The sequence below is a fragment of the Pseudomonas sp. PAMC 29040 genome (assembly GCF_003994535.1).
In the GTDB taxonomy this organism is placed as follows: domain Bacteria; phylum Pseudomonadota; class Gammaproteobacteria; order Pseudomonadales; family Pseudomonadaceae; genus Aquipseudomonas; species Aquipseudomonas paraversuta.
Window position 1 is genome coordinate 19,908 of the sequence record NZ_RZAA01000008.1, and the last position, 19,680, is coordinate 39,587.

A 19,680-nucleotide genomic window follows, 5' to 3' on the forward strand; every position below is an offset into this window, starting at 1 on the left:
AATAAGATGGCATTGAAATCCCCCGCGTTTCGTAAAAAATTTCCGTTGCTGGTAACCGGCAGTTTGCTGGCCATGCAACCTCTAGCCATGCCGTTCGCTGTTGCCGAGGAACAGTATGACTGTTCCGTGTCGGCTACGGGTGGCTGGGATTGCACGCCAAAAACCAACGCCGCGCAATTGCCGCCGCGTCCGGCGCACCAGGGTGTCCTGGCAGAAGCCAGCGGTGAGGCCAGCGAGCAAGTCGCGCCCATCCCGCTGGTTACTGAAGCCAAGGGCCGTGGGCTGAGCGCGCGCAGCGCCGACTACAGCCACCTGGACTGGGTGCCCCGGGAGAAGCTGACACCGGCGCAACTGGCCGAAACCGGACCTTATTGCTCCGGCTCGTACGTCGAGCCCATCCGTCCGGGCATGAACGACCCCACCAGTAAAAGCGATGCCCCGACCTTTGTTGGCGCTAAAGCTTCCCGCTATCAGCAGGAAGAACAGGTCGCGACCCTGGCCGGCGATGTCGTCATGCGTCAGGGCAGCATGCAGGTCGAGGCCGACGAGGCCAGCCTGTATCAGGCTGAAAGCCGTGGCGAACTCAATGGCAATGTCCGTCTGCGGGACAACGGTGCACTGATCGTTGGCGACCACGCCGATGTGCAGCTGGACACCGGTGCGGCCAAGGTCGACAACGCCGAATACGTTTTGCACAAGTCGCGCATCCGCGGCAGCGCGCTGTATGCCAAGCGCGCCGAAGACGCCATCATCCGTCTCAAGGATGGTACTTACACCACGTGCGAGCCGAGCAGCAACGCCTGGCAGCTCAAGGGCAACAACATCACGCTGAACCCTGCCACCGGTTTCGGTACGGCGACCAACGTGACGTTGCGGGTTAAAGACATCCCGATCTTCTACACCCCGTACATCTATTTCCCGATCGACGATCGCCGCCAGTCCGGTTTCCTGCCGCCGTCCTTCAGCAGCAGCACCGACACCGGCTTTACGCTCGTGACCCCGTACTACTTCAACCTGGCGCCGAACTACGATGCCACGTTGTACCCGCGCTACATGACCAAGCGCGGCCTGTTGATGGAAGGCGAGTTCCGCTACCTGACCGAGTCCAGCGAAGGGCAGTTCGGCGCCGCTTACCTCAACGACGACGACACCAAGCGCAAGGGTCAAACCGACTACTCCGACAAGCGCTACATGCTTAACTGGCAGCACAAGGGTGGCCTGGATTCGCGGGTACTGACAGAAGTCGACTACACCAAGATCAGCGATCCGTATTACTTCCAGGATCTGCAAACTGATCAGATCGGCGTCGAAAACCGCGACTACCTGAACCAGCAAGCTGCCGTCAGCTATCGGGGCGACAGCTACACCGCCCGGTTGAATGCCCAGGCCTATCAACTGGCCACTGTTACCCAGGTCACGCCTTACAACAAGTTGCCGCAACTCACCCTCGACGGTGCGCTGCCGTTTCACCCTGGCGGCGTGAACTTCAGCTACGGCTCCGAACTGGTGCGGTTTGAGCGCAGTCTGGAAAACGGTAATTACACCAACGAAGACGGCACTACTGCCCCGCGACTCGACAACAATATTGTTGGTCTGGCACGAGCCAACGGCACACGTCTGAATCTGGCGCCGAGCATGAGCCTGCCGATGACGTCAAGCTACGGCTTTGTGACTCCAACCCTGAAGTACATGTACACCCAGTACGATCTTGATCTGGATAGCCAGGGCAAAAGTACCTTGCTCGCCGGTGAGGACTACAAGAGCTCGCAAAACCGTAGCGTGCCTATTGCCAGCGTCGATAGCGGCCTGTATTTCGACCGCAATACCAACTGGTTCGGCACCAACTACCGCCAGACCCTGGAACCGCGCGCTTTCTATCTGTATGTCCCTGAGCGCAATCAGGAAGACATTCCTGTTTTCGACACCAGCGAAAACACCTTCAGCTATTCCTCGCTGTGGCGTGACAACCGGTTCAGCGGTTCCGACCGCGTGGGCGACGAGAACAAGCTGTCGCTGGGTCTGACCAGCCGCTGGATCGAAGACAACGGCTTTGAGCGCCAGCGTGTCAGCATCGGCCAGGCGTATTATTTCCAGGATCGCAAGGTTCAATTGCCGGGCATTGCCGACGATCGCAAGGATTCAACTTCCAGCGTCTCGCCTTATGCTCTGGAATACGCCTATCGCTTCAACCGCGACTGGCGCGCCACTGCCGACTACAACTGGGATCCGGAAACCCGCAGCCCGCGTTCCGGCAGCGCGATGATGCACTACCAGCCTGAAGACAACCCGAACAAGGTGGTCAACCTGGGCTATCGCTATCGCAACGACCAGGTGATTTACAACCAGTACACCGGCAAATGGCAAATGGGCGGTGATTACCTGACCCCGGGGCAAAACGGTTACATCAAGGATTACTACAAGATCCAGCAGCACGACTTCTCGGTTATCTGGCCGATCGTGCCGCAGTGGAGCGCCATCAGCCGCTGGCAGTACGACTACAACCGCAACCGTACTCTGGAAGCCTTCGGTGGCTTTGAATACGACAACTGCTGCTGGAAGCTTCGTCTGATCAGCCGTTATTGGGTATCCAACGACGAGTACACCCAAGAAGCCCCTCAAAACGAGAAGGGCGATCATGGTCTCTTCCTCCAAGTTGTGTTGAAAGGTCTCGGTGGCGTAGTCGGCACCAAAGTAGAGAGCTTCCTCGACAAAGGCATCCAAGGTTATCGTGAACGTGAAGATCAAGCTTTCTGAGTGTCTGCGCCCGCTAGTGCTGGGCGCGTTGTTTCTGGGTACTGCAGTACACGCTGCAGTACAACCCCTTGACCGGGTTGTGGCCATCGTCGACAACGACGTGATCATGCAGAGCCAGCTGGACCAGCGTGTCCACGAGGTTCAGCAGACCATTGCCAAGCGTGGCCAGGGCGTGCCGCCTGCCAGCGTTCTGGATCAGCAAGTACTTGAGCGTCTGATCGTCGAAAACCTGCAACTGCAGCTCGGCGAACGCTCAGGCATCCGGATCACGGATGAAGAGCTGAACCAGGCCATTGGCACCATTGCCCAGCGCAATAACATGACCATTGACCAGTTCCGCCAGGCACTGGCTCACGACGGCCTGTCCTATGAAGATGCCCGCGAGCAGGTTCGTCGCGAGATGATCATCAGCCGTGTGCGCCAGCGTCGTGTGGGCGAGCGCATTCAGGTGACGGAACAGGAAGTGAAGAACTTCCTCGCATCGCCTATGGGCGCAATGCAAATGTCCGAAGAATTCAATCTGGCCAATATTCTGATTCCAACGCCGGAAAGCGCGAATTCGGAAGCAGTCCAGACGGCTTACAAACAGGCTGAAGAGATCTACAACCAGCTCAAGAAAGGCGCCGACTTCGGTCAAATGGCCATCGCCCGCTCCGGCAGCGATACCGCACTGGAAGGCGGCGACATGGGCTGGCGTAAAGCCGCTCAATTGCCACCACCGTTCGACAGCATGCTGAGCAAAATGCCAGTAGGAGAAGTGACGCCTCCGGTACGTACACCGGGCGGCTTTATCATCCTCAAGCTCAACGGCAAACGCGGCGGCGAAACCGTGGTGGTGGACGAAGTCCATGTTCGTCACATCCTGATCAAGCCGAGCGAAATCCGTAGCGAAGCGCAGACCAAGGAACTGATCAACAAAATCTACGAGCGCATCACGTCGGGCGAAGATTTTGCCACCCTGGCCAAAACTTACTCCGAGGATCCGGGTTCTGCCCTTAACGGCGGCGACCTGAACTGGGTCAATCCGGACTCTCTGGTACCCGAGTTCCGTGAGGCCATGGCCGACACGCCCCAGGGCGTATTGTCCAAGCCGTTCCAGACTCAATACGGCTGGCATGTTCTGGAAGTCCTTGGCCGCCGCGCCACCGACAGCACCACCCAGGCCCGTGAACAGCAAGCAATGAACGCACTGCGTAACCGCAAGTACGACGAAGAGCTGCAAACCTGGTTGCGTCAGATCCGTGACGAAGCCTATGTAGAGATCAAACTTCCTGGCGCCACCTCGCAAGAGAGCGGAAACCAGGCAGCGCAGTGAAAACACAGCGTTTTGCACTGACACCCGGCGAGCCGGCAGGCATAGGTCCAGACCTGTGCCTGCTACTCGCCTCACAACGCCAGCCGCACCCCCTGATTGCCATTACCAGCCACGACCTGCTCCTTGAGCGAGCCGTGCAACTGGGCGTGGCTGTCAACCTGCTGCCGGTGAACCCGGACAACTGGCCTGATCAGCCAGCCCCTGCAGGCAGCCTGTATGTGTGGGATACCCCGCTGAAAGCGAAGGTAATTGCCGGCACACTGGACAAAGCCAACGCCGGGTTTGTCCTGCAAACCCTGACCCGGGCTGCCCAGGGCTGTGTCGACGGGCACTTCGCGGGCATGATTACCGCCCCTGTACACAAGGGCATCATCAATGAGGCCGGGATTCCATTTTCCGGTCACACTGAATTCCTCGCAGACCTGACCCACACCGGGCAGGTTGTGATGATGCTCGCCACGCACGGCCTGCGCGTAGCCCTGGTTACCACTCACCTGCCCCTGCGCCAGGTGAGCGACGCAATCACCCCTGAGCGACTGATGCGGGTTGCCCGCATTCTGCACGCCGACCTGCAACAAAAATTCGGCATTGCCCGGCCCCGCATCCTGGTTTGTGGGCTCAACCCCCACGCCGGCGAAGGCGGCCATTTGGGCCATGAAGAAATCGACATTATTGAACCAACTCTGGAGCGCCTGCGCAGCGAAGGTATGGATTTGCATGGCCCGCTGCCCGCCGACACTCTGTTTACCCCCAAATATCTGGAGCACTGCGATGCAGTGCTGGCGATGTACCACGACCAAGGCCTGCCCGTACTGAAATACAAAGGGTTTGGTGCCGCTGTCAACATCACCCTGGGCTTGCCGATCATCCGCACCTCTGTCGACCATGGCACCGCCCTGGATCTGGCAGGCAGCGGCAAGATCGATACCGGCAGCCTGCAAGTCGCGCTGGAAACCGCCTATCAGATGTCCGAGACCCGTATATGAACGAGCAATTCCAACACAAGGCGCGTAAGCGTTTTGGCCAGAACTTCCTGCACGATGCGGGTGTCATTGACCGTATCCTGCGCGCCATCAACGCCAAGCCTACTGACCGTTTGCTGGAAATCGGTCCGGGACAGGGCGCCCTGACCAAAGGCATCCTTAACAGTGGCGGCCAGCTTGATGTCGTGGAGCTCGACAAAGACCTGATCCCGATCCTCAAGCAACAATTCGCAGGCATGAGCAACTTCACCCTGCACCAGGGCGATGCCCTGAAGTTCGATTTCAACAGCCTGGGCGCTGCACCACGCACCCTGCGGGTTGTCGGCAACCTGCCGTACAACATCTCCACTCCGCTGATTTTTCACCTGCTGAAAAATGCCGGCCTGATCCGTGACATGCACTTCATGCTGCAAAAAGAAGTGGTTGAGCGCATGGCTGCCGGCCCGGGCGGTGGCGATTGGGGCCGTCTGTCAATCATGGTTCAGTATCACTGCCGCGTGGAACACCTGTTCAACGTAGGTCCAGGCGCGTTCAATCCGCCGCCTAAAGTAGATTCGGCAATTGTCCGCCTGGTGCCACACGAAGTGCTGCCACACCCGGCCAAAGACCATCGCCTGCTTGAGCGCGTGGTTCGGGAAGCCTTCAACCAGCGCCGCAAAACCCTGCGCAACACCCTCAAGGCCTTGCTCAGCAACGCCGAGATCGAAGCGGCTGGTGTTGACGGCAGCTTGCGTCCAGAGCAACTCGACCTCGCCGCCTTTGTGCGCCTGGCCGACGTACTCAGCGAACAAGCTGTGGCAAGCCCAGAAAAAGACTGATCATCTCCGGGCCAAGTGCCAGGCCTGTGCAGGAGCGTCAACCGGCGACTCCTGCAGCTGCCACGCCTTAACCGGCTGGCCTAGTCACCATTACTTGGCCTAGACTCAGGCATCAGTTTTATCCCGAACTGTGTCTACGCTTTCAAGTAAGGCCTCTCGCATGCCCGATCCCCGCTATCTGGTCGACGTCAACGTCGTCACGCGTTACCTGCCAGAACAATCCCAACCTGAACTTCAGCGCTTCGCCTTTGCTTACACCATTACGGTGCACAACAAGGGATCGATAGCCGCGAAGCTGTTGTCCCGGCATTGGGTGATCACCGATGGCGACGGTCATGTCGAAGAAGTCCGTGGCGCTGGCGTAGTCGGTCTGCAGCCATTGATCGAGCCGGACGGGCAGCATGTCTATAGCAGCGGCTCGGTGATCACCACCAAAGTCGGCACCATGCAAGGCAGCTATCTGATGCATGCCGAAGATGGTCACGAGTTCAAAGCCATCATTGCCCCTTTCCGCCTCGCCGTGCCCGGGGCACTGCACTGATGCCGGTGTACGCCGTTGGCGACCTGCAAGGCTGCCTGCAGCCACTCAGGTGCCTGCTGGAACGCGTAGCTTTCGATCCTGCCAAAGACAAACTGTGGCTGGTGGGTGACCTGGTAAACCGTGGCCCCGAATCGCTGGAAACGCTGCGCTTTCTATACCGCATCCGCGAATCGCTGGTGTGCGTACTGGGCAACCATGACCTGCACTTGCTGGCCGCCGCGCACAATATCGAGCGTCTGAAGAAAGGCGATACGCTGCGTGAAATTCTGCAAGCTCCCGATTGCGATGAACTGCTGTCCTGGCTGCGCCAGCAACCTTTGCTGCATTACGATGCCGAACGCAACGTCGCCCTCGTACATGCAGGAATACCGCCGCAATGGAGCCTGAAAAAGGCCCTGAAGTGCGCCAGCGAAGTCGAACACGCTTTGCGTGACGACAACCTGCTTGGCCCCTATCTGGATGGCATGTACGGCAACGAACCTGCCAAGTGGGACAACGACCTCACCGGTGTCGCCCGTCTGCGGGTGATAACCAACTATTTCACCCGTATGCGTTTTTGTACCCGCGACGGGAAACTCGACCTCAAAAGCAAAGAAGGCGTGGGCAGCGCTCCCCCCGGCTATGCCCCGTGGTTCAGCTATAAAGAACGCAAGACCCAGGACCTGAAGATCATCTTTGGTCATTGGGCGGCACTTGAAGGCAACTGCAAGGAGCCCGGGATTTTCGCCCTCGACACCGGCTGTGTCTGGGGAGGAGCCATGACCCTGCTCAACGTCGACTCTGGCCAGCGCCTCAGCTGTGATTGCGACGACCTTGGCCTTGCAGCCCACTCGACCATCGCGCTCCCCGACCAACCTTCCCAACCCTTGGGCGCCGTCTAGCCGCGCCCGCAGTCAGGCCACAGGAATCCTCCATGACCGAATTCAAACGTATCCCGCCCGAACAAGCACAGGCCTTGCGCGAAAAAGGCGCCGTGGTGGTCGATGTCCGCGACCCGCAGGCTTTCGCTGCCAGCCACATCAGCGGTGCGAAACATCTGGATAACCACTCGCTGCACGATTTCATCACCCACGCCGATCTCGATGCCCCTCTGATCGTTGCTTGCTATCACGGCAACTCCAGCCAGAGCGCTGCTGCTTATCTGGTGAGCCAGGGCTTTAGCGAGGTGTACAGCCTTGATGGCGGTTTCGAGTTGTGGCGTGCGACTTATCCGCAAGAAACCTCCCAGCTCCCCGCAGAATAATTTTTTATCAGCGCCAGCCCCCGTTATCCGCGGGCTGGCGCCCTGCCTGACCAACGGTCGAACGTAACAAATCTCGCATCGCGCCTTGACCTCTCCGATTACCAACTATCCTTTAGATCAGGCCATCCGAATCTGGGGAGAGCCGGTACTCCGGCGTATGGATTATCAGTAGTAAGTTCAAGGAGTTAACCACCTTGATGGTGTCCTGGGGGGTACACAGCAGCTGAAATGCTGCTGCATGCCAGCACTCGAACTGACCGATCTATCGCCGGCTCCACGTATCGAGCGAGGTGACGTCATGAGTATTTTTAGCCACTTCCAACAACGCTTTGAATCCACACGCCAAGAAGAACTGACCCTTCAGGAATATCTTGAACTGTGCAAACAAGACAAAAGCGCTTACGCCTCTGCCGCTGAAAGGCTGCTGCTGGCCATTGGTGAACCGGAACTGCTGGACACCTCCAACAACTCTCGCCTGTCGCGAATCTTCTCCAACAAAGTGATTCGCCGCTATCCGGCCTTTGAAGACTTCCACGGAATGGAAGAATGCATCGACCAGATCGTTTCCTACTTCCGCCACGCTGCGCAGGGCCTGGAAGAGAAAAAACAAATTCTCTATCTGCTGGGCCCGGTGGGCGGCGGTAAATCATCGCTGGCAGAAAAACTGAAGCAACTGATCGAGAAAGTCCCCTTTTATGCAATCAAGGGCTCGCCGGTCTTTGAATCGCCACTGGGGCTGTTCAATGCCACCGAAGACGGCGCAATTCTCGAAGAAGACTTCGGCATCCCGAAACGCTACCTGAGCACCATCATGTCGCCGTGGGCAACCAAGCGCCTGGCCGAATTTGGTGGCGACATCAGCCAGTTCCGCGTGGTGAAGCTCTATCCTTCGATTCTCAATCAGATCGCCGTGGCCAAAACCGAGCCGGGAGACGAGAACAACCAGGACATTTCGGCACTGGTGGGCAAAGTCGATATCCGCAAACTCGAGGAGTACCCACAGAACGACGCCGATGCCTATAGCTATTCAGGCGCACTGTGCCGGGCCAACCAGGGCCTGATGGAATTCGTGGAGATGTTCAAGGCGCCGATCAAGGTCCTGCACCCCTTGCTGACCGCAACCCAAGAGGGCAACTACAACAGTACCGAAGGTCTGGGCGCGATCCCGTTTACCGGCATCCTGCTGGCCCACTCCAACGAGTCAGAGTGGCATACCTTCCGCAACAACAAGAACAACGAAGCGTTTATCGACCGGATCTACATCGTCAAGGTTCCGTACTGCCTGCGCGTCAGTGACGAGGTGAAGATCTACGACAAACTGTTGTTCAACAGCTCGCTGGCCAAAGCCCACTGCGCGCCCGACACCCTGAAAATGCTTGCCCAGTTCACGGTTCTGTCGCGTCTTAAAGAGCCGGAAAACTCGAACATTTACTCGAAAATGCGGGTCTACGACGGTGAAAATCTTAAAGACACCGACCCGAAAGCCAAATCGATCCAGGAATACCGCGACAGCGCAGGCGTCGATGAAGGCATGAATGGCCTTTCCACCCGTTTCGCCTTCAAGATCCTGTCCAAGGTCTTCAACTTCGACCCGCACGAAATTGCAGCCAACCCAGTGCACCTGCTCTATGTCCTGGAGCAACAGATCGAGCAAGAGCAGTTCCAGGCGGAAACCCGCGAGCGTTATCTGCGCTTCCTCAAGGAGTACCTGGCACCGCGTTACATTGAATTCATCGGCAAAGAAATCCAGACCGCTTATCTGGAGTCCTACAGCGAATACGGGCAAAACATCTTCGACCGCTATGTGCTCTACGCAGACTTCTGGATTCAGGATCAGGAATACCGCGATCCGGAGACCGGAGAAATCCTCAATCGCGTAGCCCTCAACGAGGAGCTGGAGAAAATCGAAAAACCGGCCGGCATCAGCAACCCGAAAGATTTCCGCAACGAAATCGTCAACTTCGTACTGCGGGCCCGCGCCAACAACAACGGCAAAAACCCGACCTGGCTCAGCTACGAGAAACTGCGGGTGGTTATCGAGAAAAAAATGTTCTCAAACACCGAGGACCTGCTTCCGGTTATCAGCTTCAACGCCAAGGCAAGCAAAGAGGATCAACAAAAGCACAACGACTTCGTTACTCGAATGGTCGAACGTGGCTACACCGACAAACAAGTACGGCTTCTCTCCGAGTGGTACCTGCGGGTCAGAAAGTCGCAGTGAGGCAGCTGTAAGCCTCTAGCCTCAAGCTGCAAGAAGAAGTACGCGCTACCGCTTCGACTTGCAGCTTGCAGCTCACAACTTGAAGCTGCCCGGAGGGCCTAATGAGCTATGTGATCGACCGACGCCTCAATGGCAAGAACAAGAGCACGGTGAACCGCCAGCGTTTCCTGCGGCGTTACCGTGACCACATCAAGAAGGCCGTAGAAGAGGCCGTGGGCCGCCGTTCCATTACCGACATGGAACATGGCGAACAAATCAGCATTCCCGGCCGCGATATCGATGAGCCGGTGCTTCACCACGGCCGCGGTGGCAAGCAAACGGTGGTGCACCCTGGCAACAAGGAGTTCACCAGCGGCGAACACATTCAACGCCCACAAGGTGGCGCGGGAGGGGGTGGCGGCCCCGGCAAGGCAGGCAACTCCGGCGAAGGCATGGATGAGTTCGTGTTTCAAATCACCCAGGAAGAGTTTCTGGAATTCATGTTCGAAGACCTCGAACTGCCCAACCTGGTCAAACGCAACCTTACGGGCACCGACACCTTTAAAACGGTGCGTGCGGGCATCAGCAACGAAGGCAACCCGTCGCGCATCAACATCATTCGCACCCTGCGCTCGGCTCACGCACGGCGTATTGCCCTGTCCGGCAGCAGCCGGAAAAAACTCAAGGAAGCCAAAGCCGAACTTGAACGACTGAAGCGCGAAGAACCGGACAACTTCGGCGATATCAAGGTAGTAGAGGCTGAAATCGAGAAACTCAGCGCACGCATCCATCGCGTGCCATTCCTCGACACCTTTGACCTCAAGTACAACTTGCTGGTCAAGCAACCCAACCCCAGTTCGAAGGCCGTCATGTTCTGCCTGATGGACGTTTCCGGCTCCATGACCCAAGCCACCAAGGACATCGCCAAGCGTTTTTTCATCCTGCTGTACCTGTTCCTGAAGCGTAACTACGACAAGATTGACGTAGTGTTTATTCGCCATCACACCAGTGCACGGGAGGTTGATGAAGAGGAGTTTTTCTATTCGAGGGAGACCGGCGGCACCATTGTTTCCAGCGCACTCAAACTGATGCAGGAAATCATGGCTGAGCGCTATCCCACAAATGAGTGGAATATCTATGCAGCGCAGGCTTCAGACGGCGATAACTGGAACGATGATTCACCCATTTGCCGGGATATTCTGATCAATCAGATCATGCCGTTCGTGCAGTACTACACTTATGTAGAAATAACCCCGCGCGAACATCAGGCCCTCTGGTACGAGTACGAACGTATCAGCGAAGCGTATTCAGATACCTTCGCCCAACAGCAACTGGTCTCGGCCGGCGACATCTATCCGGTCTTCCGTGAACTCTTCCAGCGCAGGTTAGTGACATGACCGCCAAAGAGAATAAACGCCATCCCATTTCCACTGGCTCCGAGTGGACCTTTGAACTGATCCAGGCTTACGACCGCGAAATCGGCCGCCTGGCCGAACGCTATGCCCTGGATACCTACCCCAACCAGATCGAGGTGATTACCGCCGAGCAAATGATGGATGCCTATGCCTCTGTGGGCATGCCGCTGGGCTACCACCATTGGTCCTACGGCAAACATTTCTTGAGCACCGAAAAGTCCTATAGCCGCGGCCAGATGGGACTCGCCTACGAGATCGTGATCAACTCAGATCCATGCATCGCCTATCTGATGGAAGAAAACACCATCTGCATGCAGGCCCTGGTGGTGGCCCATGCCTGCTATGGCCATAACAGCTTCTTCAAGGGTAACTACCTGTTTCGCACCTGGACCGATGCCAGTTCGATCATTGACTATCTGGTGTTCGCCAAGCAGTACATCATGCAATGCGAAGAGCGCCACGGTATCGATGCCGTTGAAGACCTGCTCGACTCCTGCCACGCCCTGATGAACTACGGCGTTGATCGTTACAAACGGCCTTATCCGATTTCAGCCGAAGAAGAACGTCGGCGGCAGAAGGACCGTGAAGAGCACCTGCAAAAACAGATCAATGATCTGTGGCGCACCATTCCCAAAGGTGCAGACAAGTTCAGCGAAAAGGACAGCGCACGATTCCCCGACGAGCCCCAGGAAAACATCCTGTACTTCATCGAAAAACACGCTCCCCTGCTCGAGCCCTGGCAGCGTGAAGTCGTACGCATCGTGCGCAAGATTGCCCAGTACTTTTATCCACAACGACAAACCCAGGTAATGAACGAGGGCTGGGCGACGTTCTGGCACTACACCTTGATGAACGACCTCTACGATGAAGGGCTGGTTACCGAGGGCTTTATGATGGAGTTCCTCATCTCCCATACCAGCGTGGTGTTCCAGCCAGGCTTTGACAGCCCTCACTACAGCGGGATCAACCCCTACGCACTGGGTTTTGCAATGTATTGCGACATCCGGCGCATTTGCGAACATCCAACTGACGAGGACCGCCACTGGTTCCCGGACATGGCTGGCAGCGACTGGCTATCGAGCATCAAATTCGCCATGAGCAGCTTCAAGGACGAAAGTTTCATCCTGCAATACCTGTCACCCAAGGTCATCCGCGACCTGAAACTGTTCAGCATCATGGACGATGATCAAAAGGACGACCTGCTAGTACCTGCCATTCATGACGAGAACGGCTACCGCACCATTCGTGAAACCCTGGCGGCTCAGTACAACCTGGGCAATCGTGAACCCAACGTGCAAATCTGGAGCATCGACCGCCGCGGCGATCGCTCGCTGACCCTGCGTCACCAGCAACATGACCGCAAACCCCTGGGCGACTCCACTGACGAAGTGCTCAAACACCTGCATCGCCTGTGGGGGTTCGATATTCATCTTGAAACCCTTCAAGGCGACCAGGTCATGAAAGTCCACCATGTCCCGCCAAAAGGAGAACATTCAGACTCTGACTACGGGCGTTTGGATATGAGCGCCATTCACCTGTAACACGGGAACCTCCGTTCTCACGGCGCAAGCGTTATCCTGTCGTGCTAACGGAGGTTTTTTATGCAGATTTATAAAGTTGGCGGTGCCGTAAGGGATCGCCTGCTGGGCAAGCCCGTCACTGATATCGATTGGGTAGTGGTCGGCGCAACAGTCGAACAAATGCTCAGCAAAGGGTTTCGCCCCGTGGGCTCGGACTTTCCGGTATTTCTTCACCCTGTAACCGGGGAGGAATACGCACTGGCCCGCACAGAGCGCAAAAGCGGCCAGGGCTATGGCGGCTTCATCTTTCATGCAAGCCCCGACATTACCCTTGAACAAGACCTGATCCGGCGCGACCTGACCATCAACGCAATGGCTGAGGATGACTCAGGCAATTTGACCGACCCTTTCCATGGTCAGCGCGATCTGGAGGCGCGGATTTTACGCCATGTTTCACCCGCATTCGCCGAAGATCCCCTCCGGGTATTGCGAGTTGCCCGGTTCGCCGCGCGCTATGCCGGACTCGGTTTCAGCATCGCACCCGAGACCCTGGAGCTGATGCGCCAACTGTCTCGCTCAGGCGAACTGCAAGCGCTGACCCCGGAGCGTTGCTGGAAAGAAATCTCCCGGGCCCTGATGGAAGATCAGCCTCAGGTATTCCTGGAAGTACTGCGCAGCTGCGAGGCTCTGGAAGTGCTGCTACCGGAGATCAATGCCCTGTTTGGTGTACCCCAGCCTGCTGCACATCACCCGGAGATCGACAGCGGCGTACACACCTTGAGCGTGCTTGAGCAGGCAGCCCTGCACAATCAGCCACTGACCGTGCGCTGGGCCTGCCTGCTGCATGATCTGGGCAAAGGGCTTACACCTGAAAAGGACTGGCCAAGACACATTGCCCACGAGCACAAAGGGCTGCGCCTGATCAAAGCGGTCAACGAGCGCTACAAAGTGCCGCGCGACTGTCAGGAACTGGCACTCCTTGTGGGCGAATATCACACCCACGGCCACCGCGCTCTGGAACTCAAGGCATCAACGCTACTGGAACTGCTGCAGCGCTTTGACGTATATCGTCGACCGCAGCGTTTTGAGGAGTTTATCGTAGCCTGCGAGATGGACGCCAAAGGGCGCCTGGGACTGGAGAATCGCCCGTATCCACAGGCCGATTACCTGCGCGGAGCTGCCAAGGCTGCCCAGGCCGTGGCCGTCCAGCCTTTACTTGAGCAGGGTTTCAAAGGCCCTGAACTCGGGGAAGCGCTAAAGCACGAACGGCTAAAGGCGCTGCAAGCCTACAAAGAATCAGCAAAAGCCTGAGACATCGTTCTTGTAGTCGATGGCGCAGGCTGCGCCAAGGGCCGAAGGACCTTCACAGCAGGGTCGCCAGGCAACCCATCGCAGCCTGCACCAGCGACTACTAAGGCAAAAGCATCCCGACCGGGGTCAACTGCTCCCCCCGCCATTCAAATGCTGCAGGCGCCAGAACTTGATCGATCTGTGCTTCTGCCCACATCTGAGCCAGAGTCTTGCCCACGCCCGGATGCACCTTGTCTGGCGCTATCAACGATAAGGGCCACAAGACAAAAGCATTTTTGAGAATCTCTGCACGGGGCAAAATCAAGCCATCAAAGTTGCCTTCCAGATCACCGTAAAACAACACGTCGATATCCAAAGGCAAACCTTTGCGATCTTGGGCATAACGTCCGCTATCCGCCTCGATCAACTTCAAACGTCGACTTAGTTCAGCCAGCGGAAAGTCAGTTTTTGCCGACACCACCAGGTTGAAAAAAGGCCCGCTCCTGATGCCCACCGGCTGACTTTCAAACACTGCAGAACAGCTCATGTCCTGCAAAAATCCAGCAAGGGCGTCAAGCCCGGCGCACAAATGCTTTTCACGCTCGACATTACTGCCCAGCCCGAGGAAAACCTGAGTTAGCGACATCCGCGCTCAATCTCCACGCCCACACCGGTGGCCGCCGAAACGGCGCCGGGCTTGGTCAGCTTCAGATGCAACCACGGAATATTGAATTCAGTCATCAGCACTTCGGCCAGACGCTCAGCAAAAGTCTCCACCAACTGGAACTGAGCCGCCTCGGCAAATGCCTGGATTCGCGAAGAAACACTCGCGTAATCCAGGGCCAGCGTCAGGTCATCACCGGCCGCAGCCGGGCGATTATCCCACGCGAAACTCAGGTCAAGCCGCAAGCACTGGCGGATGCCACGCTCCCAGTCATAAGCACCGATCACGGTGTCAACTTCCAGGCCTTCGATAAACACTCTGTCCAAGCACTTTTCTCCGCAGCACGACAAGGGCGCAATGCGCCGTTAGAATCAGGGCGTCCTCGCCCGGAATAGTTAGCATGTTTTGGTTACTGGCGATTTTCGCCTACCTGCTTGGCTCTCTGTCCTTCGCCATTTTGCTCAGCCGCCTGACGGGAAATCCCGACCCGCGAATGAGTGGCTCGGGCAATGCCGGCGCGACCAATATGTTGCGCCTTGCCGGCAAAAAGCTCGCCGTCCTGACTCTGCTCGGCGACCTGTGCAAAGGCTTGCTGCCTGTACTTTTGGCCAACCAGCTCGGTCTCCCGCTCCAGCAACAAGCCTGGATCGGTATCTGCGCCGTCTTCGGCCACATGTACCCGCTGTATTTCCGCTTTCGCGGCGGCAAAGGCGTTGCCACTGCCGCAGGCATGCTGGTGGGACTCTACCCGCCTGCCGCCCTGCTGGCCGTTGCCGCATGGCTACTGACCTTCCAGCTAAGCCGCACCAGCTCACTGGCAGCGTTGATAGCCACACCCCTGACCCTGCCATTGCTGGCCTGGCAAGAGCCTGCTGCCCTGCTGCCCATGTGCGCCTTGACGGCGCTGATTGTATGGCGCCACCGCAGCAATTTACGCGACCTGATGGCCGGGCGCGAACGGCATTTCTGAATAGCGCGCATGAAATACGCTCACGCAACACCGACTCATGCCTTACGCCCCGCACTCACAGCGGCTTCAATTGCTCCATCGGCCAGCGCGCCTGCACACTGATCGCCAGGCTTTCATGCTGACCTGCCTGCAACCGCTGGCAGCCGGCAAAGGCAATCATTGCGCCGTTGTCCGTACAAAACTCCGGTCGAGCGTAGTAAACATTGCCATTCATTTCGCCGAGCATTTTTTCGAGCGAAACCCGCAGCGCCTTATTGGCACTGACCCCGCCCGCAATCACCAGACGCTTCATGCCTGCGTGCTTCAAAGCCCGCTTGCACTTGATGGTCAATGTCTCGACCACCGCCTGCTGGAACGCCAGAGAGATATCGCAACGGGTCTGCTCTGTGTCATCACCAGCCGCCACACAGCGCTGCCAGGTATTCAAGGCAAAGGTTTTAAGACCGCTGAAACTGAATTGCAGCCCCGGACGGTCAGTCATGGGCCTGGGGAACACAAACCGCCCCGCAACGCCCTGAGCGGCCAGTCGCGCAATCTCAGGGCCGCCAGGGTAGTTGAGCCCCATCATCTTCGCCGTCTTGTCGAATGCTTCTCCGGCCGCGTCGTCCAGGGTCTCGCCCAACAACTCGTATTGGCCGATGCCATCCACACGCACCAACTGCGTATGACCGCCCGACACCAACAAAGCGACGAACGGGAATTCCGGGGGCTGCTCTTCCAGCATTGGAGCCAACAAATGGCCCTCCATGTGGTGCACACCCAAGGCCGGAATCCCCCAGGCAAACGCCAGCGCCTGGGCACATGAAGCCCCAACCAGAAGGGCTCCGACCAATCCAGGCCCTGCCGTGTAGGCGATCGCATCAATCTCTGTAGGCACACAGCCAGCCTCAGCCAGCACCTGACGAATCAAGGGCAGCATGCGCTTGACGTGATCCCTTGAAGCCAGCTCCGGAACCACACCGCCATAAGCGCGGTGCAAGTCGATCTGACTGAACAGTGCGTCGGCCAAAAGCCCGCGTTCACTGTCGTAAAGCGCGACGCCGGTCTCGTCGCAGGAGGTTTCTAATCCCAGTACTAGCATGGGTTTACGCCTTGTAGAGGCTAAATTCGAAGGCGCGCATAATAGTCGCCACTCCCGCCCCCGGCCAGCGGTTTTCGATCAGAGGCTTTGCATTCCGGGCGATGAGGGGTTAACATCCGCAACCCTTAAAAACCGACGTCTTCCAACGCGATTTTGCCTTGAGACGTTGACCCCGGTAATGAATGAAGGTAGCTCTGGATGCCAGCCGTCAAAGTAAAAGAGAACGAACCCTTCGACGTAGCTCTGCGTCGTTTCAAGCGCTCCTGCGAAAAAGCCGGTGTTCTGGCTGAAGTTCGCAGCCGCGAATTTTACGAGAAGCCGACTTCTGAGCGTAAGCGTAAAGCAGCAGCTGCTGTTAAGCGTCACGCGAAGAAAGTTCAGCGCGAGCAGCGCCGCGCCGTTCGTCTGTACTAATACACAGACGTTCGAAGCACGCTTCTGCCAAGCCCGGCCTAAAGCCGGGCCGTAGGCAGTTGCAGCTTTAGTTACATGTTTTATTGTCAAGGCCGCAGATGCGACCGCGACAAAACGCTACATCACGTCAGACCTGGCCTAATAGCCAGCGGTGCACGTCTTTACTGACGAGCCTTCCAAGGCTACCGACGAGCACACCCCTCTGATTTTCCCAAAGACGATCAGCCCAAGGTACCTCTCCAGTACCTGCTTATGAGCTATCCGAGACCAGCCATTGGTCAATGCCGGACTCAGAGCGCGACACCTATCGAAGCCATTTACCCTGATTAAAAATAAATCAGTGACGTTTCGACAGATACACTCCCCCAACATGATTGAGCAGACGTCCCGCGATCTGGCAGCACACTTGCCTGCACGTACGACGACCAAGCCCTCATGCGGGTTAATTTCTGCGCAGAGATGACGAGAACGCCATGGCCGGGTTAATCCCCCAGAGCTTCATTGACGACCTTCTTAACCGTACCGATATCGTCGATGTCGTCAGCTCACGCGTGCAAATGAAGAAAGCCGGCAAGAACTACACCGCCTGCTGCCCCTTCCACAAAGAAAAAACACCATCCTTCAGCGTCAGCCCCGACAAACAGTTCTATTACTGCTTCGGATGCGGCGCAGGAGGCAATGCCCTCGGCTTTATCATGGACCACGACAACCTGGACTTCCCCCAGGCTGTAGAGGAACTGGCCAAAGCCGCGGGCATGGAAATCCCCCGGGAAGAAAGCGGCCGCCCACACAAGCCAAGGCAGCCCACCGACTCTCCGCTCTACCCGCTTCTGACAGCCGCAGCCGACTTTTATCGCCAGGCCCTAAAAGGCCATCCGGCACGCAAAGCGGCCGTGGACTACCTGAAGGGACGCGGCCTGACCGGCGAAATAGCCCGCGACTTCGGACTGGGCTTCGCCCCGCCCGGCTGGGATAACCTGTACAAGCACCTGAGCAGCGACACGCTGCAACAAAAGGCCATGATCGACGCCGGCCTGCTGGTCGAAAATGCCGAAACCGGCAAACGCTATGACCGCTTTCGCGATCGAGTCATGTTTCCGATCCGCGACAGTCGTGGCCGCATCATTGCTTTCGGCGGCCGGGTACTGGGCGACGACAAACCAAAATACCTGAACTCCCCCGAAACCCCGGTCTTCCATAAAGGCCAGGAACTGTACGGGCTGTTCGAAGCGCGCAAATTCAACCGCAGCCTCGACGAAATCATCGTCGTCGAAGGCTACATGGATGTTATCGCTCTCGCCCAGCAAGGCCTGCGCAATGCCGTGGCCACACTCGGCACGGCAACCAGCGAAGAACACATGAAGCGCCTGTTCCGCGTGGTGCCCAGCGTCCTGTTCTGCTTTGACGGTGACCAGGCCGGCCGCAATGCTGCCTGGCGCGCACTGGAGGCGACCCTGCCTTGCCTGCAGGACGGTCGTCGCGCGCGCTTCCTGTTCCTGCCCGAAGGCGAAGATCCGGACACGCTGGTGCGTTCCGAAGGCACTGACGCCTTCAAGGCGCGTATCAACCAGCATGCACAGCCGCTGGCCGATTATTTCTTCCAGCAACTGACAGAAGAGTCCGACCCGCGCTCGCTTGAAGGCAAGGCCCACATGGCAACCCTGGCAGCACCGCTGATCGATAAAGTTCCGGGGGCCAACCTGCGGACCCTGATGCGCCAACGCCTGAGCGAGATAACCGGTCTCACCAGTGAAACCGTCAGCCAGCTGGCGCAGAACGCACCCACAAAGGCGCAGGCGCAACCTGCTTATGACCCGGGCATTGATTACGACGGCATGCCTGACTACAGCGACTTCCAGCAACCGGACACCTACCTCCCCCAACAGGAGTGGACGCCGAAAAAACCTGGCGCTGGCGGCAAGAAGTGGGAAAACAAGCCCTGGGACAAAAAATCCAAGCGCGGCGGCGACAATGACCAGCCCCGCGGGCCACGCATCCCGGCAGCGGTCGAGCCACCAACCCTGGCCGCCCTGCGCACACTGCTGCATCACCCGCAACTGGCTGCGAAAGTTGAAGATGCCGGGCACTTTGCCGCAGAAGACCAGACTAATAATCAACTGCTGATCGCTCTGGTCGAGGCCGTACAGAAAAATCCTAAGCTAAGCTCTATTCAGTTGTTATCCCGTTGGCACGGGACTGAACAGGGTCGTTTATTGCAAAGATTGCTGGAAAAGGAATGGTTAATTGATGCCGACAACCTTGAACAACAGTTTTTCGACACTATAACTAGCCTGTCAGCTCGCCAACGCGAGCGAAATCTGGAGCAACTTCTTCGAAAAGCACGTCAAGGCGAGCTCAGTACCGAGGAGAAAAATCAGTTACGCGACCTTCTAAGTCGCAATAATCCCGCATCAAACCCGACCTCAACTGGCGCGTGAGGTCATAGCTAAGGTATAATCCTCGGCTTGTTTT

17 protein-coding genes are annotated in these 19,680 nt (G+C 57.4%); 14 read left to right on the forward strand and 3 right to left on the reverse strand.

Features of this window, described 5'->3' with window-relative positions; all coding sequences use genetic code 11:
* The first annotated feature begins 6 nt into the window (after positions 1-6).
* The 11 genes from WG29040_RS15520 to WG29040_RS15570 all read left to right on the forward strand — a co-directional run bounded on the left by WG29040_RS15520 (position 7) and on the right by WG29040_RS15570 (position 14,100).
* Entirely contained in the window at positions 7-2,754 is a 2,748-nt protein-coding gene (locus WG29040_RS15520; protein ID WP_003444498.1) for an LPS-assembly protein LptD, read from the forward strand.
* Positions 2,729-4,069 (forward strand): peptidylprolyl isomerase SurA, encoded by a 1,341-nt coding sequence (gene surA / locus WG29040_RS15525; protein ID WP_177412985.1) that lies wholly within the window; start codon positions 2,729-2,731, stop codon positions 4,067-4,069. The genes WG29040_RS15520 and surA overlap by 26 nt, the downstream gene beginning before the upstream one ends.
* Positions 4,066-5,055 carry a 4-hydroxythreonine-4-phosphate dehydrogenase PdxA gene (gene pdxA, locus WG29040_RS15530; protein ID WP_127196500.1) on the forward strand — a complete coding sequence of 330 codons (990 nt, stop codon included), beginning with the start codon at positions 4,066-4,068 and terminating at the stop codon, positions 5,053-5,055. Before surA ends, pdxA begins: the two co-directional genes overlap by 4 nt.
* Entirely contained in the window at positions 5,052-5,870 is an 819-nt protein-coding gene (gene rsmA / locus WG29040_RS15535) for a 16S rRNA (adenine(1518)-N(6)/adenine(1519)-N(6))-dimethyltransferase RsmA (RefSeq protein ID WP_003444501.1), read from the forward strand. Before pdxA ends, rsmA begins: the two co-directional genes overlap by 4 nt.
* 160 nt (positions 5,871-6,030) lie before the next feature.
* The gene (gene apaG / locus WG29040_RS15540; RefSeq protein WP_003444502.1) at positions 6,031-6,411 is read left to right on the forward strand and encodes a Co2+/Mg2+ efflux protein ApaG; all 381 of its coding nucleotides are present in this window, start codon (positions 6,031-6,033) and stop codon (positions 6,409-6,411) included.
* A complete protein-coding gene (locus tag WG29040_RS15545) occupies positions 6,411-7,292 on the forward strand; it encodes a symmetrical bis(5'-nucleosyl)-tetraphosphatase (RefSeq protein WP_003444503.1) in 882 nt (293 codons plus the stop codon). The genes apaG and WG29040_RS15545 overlap by 1 nt, the downstream gene beginning before the upstream one ends.
* A gap of 32 nt (positions 7,293-7,324) precedes the next feature.
* Positions 7,325-7,654 (forward strand): thiosulfate sulfurtransferase GlpE, encoded by a 330-nt coding sequence (gene glpE, locus WG29040_RS15550; protein ID WP_003444504.1) that lies wholly within the window; start codon positions 7,325-7,327, stop codon positions 7,652-7,654.
* A 298-nt stretch (positions 7,655-7,952) separates the two neighbouring features.
* Entirely contained in the window at positions 7,953-9,875 is a 1,923-nt protein-coding gene (locus WG29040_RS15555; RefSeq protein ID WP_003444505.1) for a PrkA family serine protein kinase, read from the forward strand.
* Positions 9,876-9,976: 101 nt separating this feature from the next.
* Positions 9,977-11,251, forward strand: a complete 1,275-nt coding sequence (locus WG29040_RS15560; RefSeq protein ID WP_003444506.1) for a YeaH/YhbH family protein — start codon at positions 9,977-9,979, stop codon at positions 11,249-11,251.
* Entirely contained in the window at positions 11,248-12,810 is a 1,563-nt protein-coding gene (locus WG29040_RS15565) for a SpoVR family protein (RefSeq protein WP_003444510.1), read from the forward strand. Before WG29040_RS15560 ends, WG29040_RS15565 begins: the two co-directional genes overlap by 4 nt.
* Positions 12,811-12,870: 60 nt before the next feature.
* Positions 12,871-14,100 (forward strand): multifunctional CCA addition/repair protein, encoded by a 1,230-nt coding sequence (locus WG29040_RS15570; RefSeq protein WP_010656649.1) that lies wholly within the window; start codon positions 12,871-12,873, stop codon positions 14,098-14,100.
* A gap of 100 nt (positions 14,101-14,200) precedes the next feature.
* Here the strand turns inward: WG29040_RS15570 and folK are convergent, their stop codons facing one another.
* Positions 14,201-14,725 carry a 2-amino-4-hydroxy-6-hydroxymethyldihydropteridine diphosphokinase gene (gene folK / locus WG29040_RS15575; protein WP_127196501.1) on the reverse strand — a complete coding sequence of 175 codons (525 nt, stop codon included), beginning with the start codon at positions 14,723-14,725 and terminating at the stop codon, positions 14,201-14,203.
* A complete protein-coding gene (gene folB / locus WG29040_RS15580; RefSeq protein WP_003444513.1) occupies positions 14,716-15,069 on the reverse strand; it encodes a dihydroneopterin aldolase in 354 nt (117 codons plus the stop codon). Before folB ends, folK begins: the two co-directional genes overlap by 10 nt.
* 74 nt (positions 15,070-15,143) lie before the next feature.
* On the opposite strand from folB, the gene plsY reads away from it, so the two are divergent.
* On the forward strand, positions 15,144-15,713 hold the full coding sequence (gene plsY / locus WG29040_RS15585; RefSeq protein ID WP_003444514.1) for a glycerol-3-phosphate 1-O-acyltransferase PlsY: 570 nt from the start codon (positions 15,144-15,146) through the stop codon (positions 15,711-15,713).
* 55 nt (positions 15,714-15,768) lie between these two features.
* On the opposite strand, the gene tsaD is transcribed toward plsY, so the two are convergent.
* Positions 15,769-16,794, reverse strand: a complete 1,026-nt coding sequence (tsaD, locus tag WG29040_RS15590) for a tRNA (adenosine(37)-N6)-threonylcarbamoyltransferase complex transferase subunit TsaD (protein WP_003444515.1) — start codon at positions 16,792-16,794, stop codon at positions 15,769-15,771.
* 198 nt (positions 16,795-16,992) lie between these two features.
* On the opposite strand from tsaD, the gene rpsU reads away from it, so the two are divergent.
* Positions 16,993-17,208: a 30S ribosomal protein S21 gene (gene rpsU / locus WG29040_RS15595; RefSeq protein WP_002551877.1), complete on the forward strand. Its 216-nt coding sequence runs from the start codon at positions 16,993-16,995 to the stop codon at positions 17,206-17,208.
* Positions 17,209-17,681: 473 nt separating this feature from the next.
* Entirely contained in the window at positions 17,682-19,646 is a 1,965-nt protein-coding gene (gene dnaG, locus WG29040_RS15600; protein ID WP_127196502.1) for a DNA primase, read from the forward strand.
* Positions 19,647-19,680: the final 34 nt, after the last annotated feature.

Excerpts from the sequence above, each read along its gene's own strand:
- WG29040_RS15520 (WP_003444498.1), top strand. The coding sequence starts at position 7 with ATGGCATTGAAATCCCCCGCGTTTCGTAAAAAATTTCCGTTGCTGGTA.
- rsmA (WP_003444501.1), top strand. The coding sequence starts at position 5,052 with ATGAACGAGCAATTCCAACACAAGGCGCGTAAGCGTTTTGGCCAGAAC.
- apaG (WP_003444502.1), top strand. The coding sequence starts at position 6,031 with ATGCCCGATCCCCGCTATCTGGTCGACGTCAACGTCGTCACGCGTTAC.
- WG29040_RS15545 (WP_003444503.1), top strand. The coding sequence starts at position 6,411 with ATGCCGGTGTACGCCGTTGGCGACCTGCAAGGCTGCCTGCAGCCACTC.
- glpE (WP_003444504.1), top strand. The coding sequence starts at position 7,325 with ATGACCGAATTCAAACGTATCCCGCCCGAACAAGCACAGGCCTTGCGC.
- WG29040_RS15555 (WP_003444505.1), top strand. The coding sequence starts at position 7,953 with ATGAGTATTTTTAGCCACTTCCAACAACGCTTTGAATCCACACGCCAA.
- WG29040_RS15560 (WP_003444506.1), top strand. The coding sequence starts at position 9,977 with ATGAGCTATGTGATCGACCGACGCCTCAATGGCAAGAACAAGAGCACG.
- WG29040_RS15565 (WP_003444510.1), top strand. The coding sequence starts at position 11,248 with ATGACCGCCAAAGAGAATAAACGCCATCCCATTTCCACTGGCTCCGAG.
- WG29040_RS15570 (WP_010656649.1), top strand. The coding sequence starts at position 12,871 with ATGCAGATTTATAAAGTTGGCGGTGCCGTAAGGGATCGCCTGCTGGGC.
- folK (WP_127196501.1), bottom strand. The coding sequence starts at position 14,725 with ATGTCGCTAACTCAGGTTTTCCTCGGGCTGGGCAGTAATGTCGAGCGT.
- plsY (WP_003444514.1), top strand. The coding sequence starts at position 15,144 with ATGTTTTGGTTACTGGCGATTTTCGCCTACCTGCTTGGCTCTCTGTCC.
- tsaD (WP_003444515.1), bottom strand. The coding sequence starts at position 16,794 with ATGCTAGTACTGGGATTAGAAACCTCCTGCGACGAGACCGGCGTCGCG.
- rpsU (WP_002551877.1), top strand. The coding sequence starts at position 16,993 with ATGCCAGCCGTCAAAGTAAAAGAGAACGAACCCTTCGACGTAGCTCTG.
- dnaG (WP_127196502.1), top strand. The coding sequence starts at position 17,682 with ATGGCCGGGTTAATCCCCCAGAGCTTCATTGACGACCTTCTTAACCGT.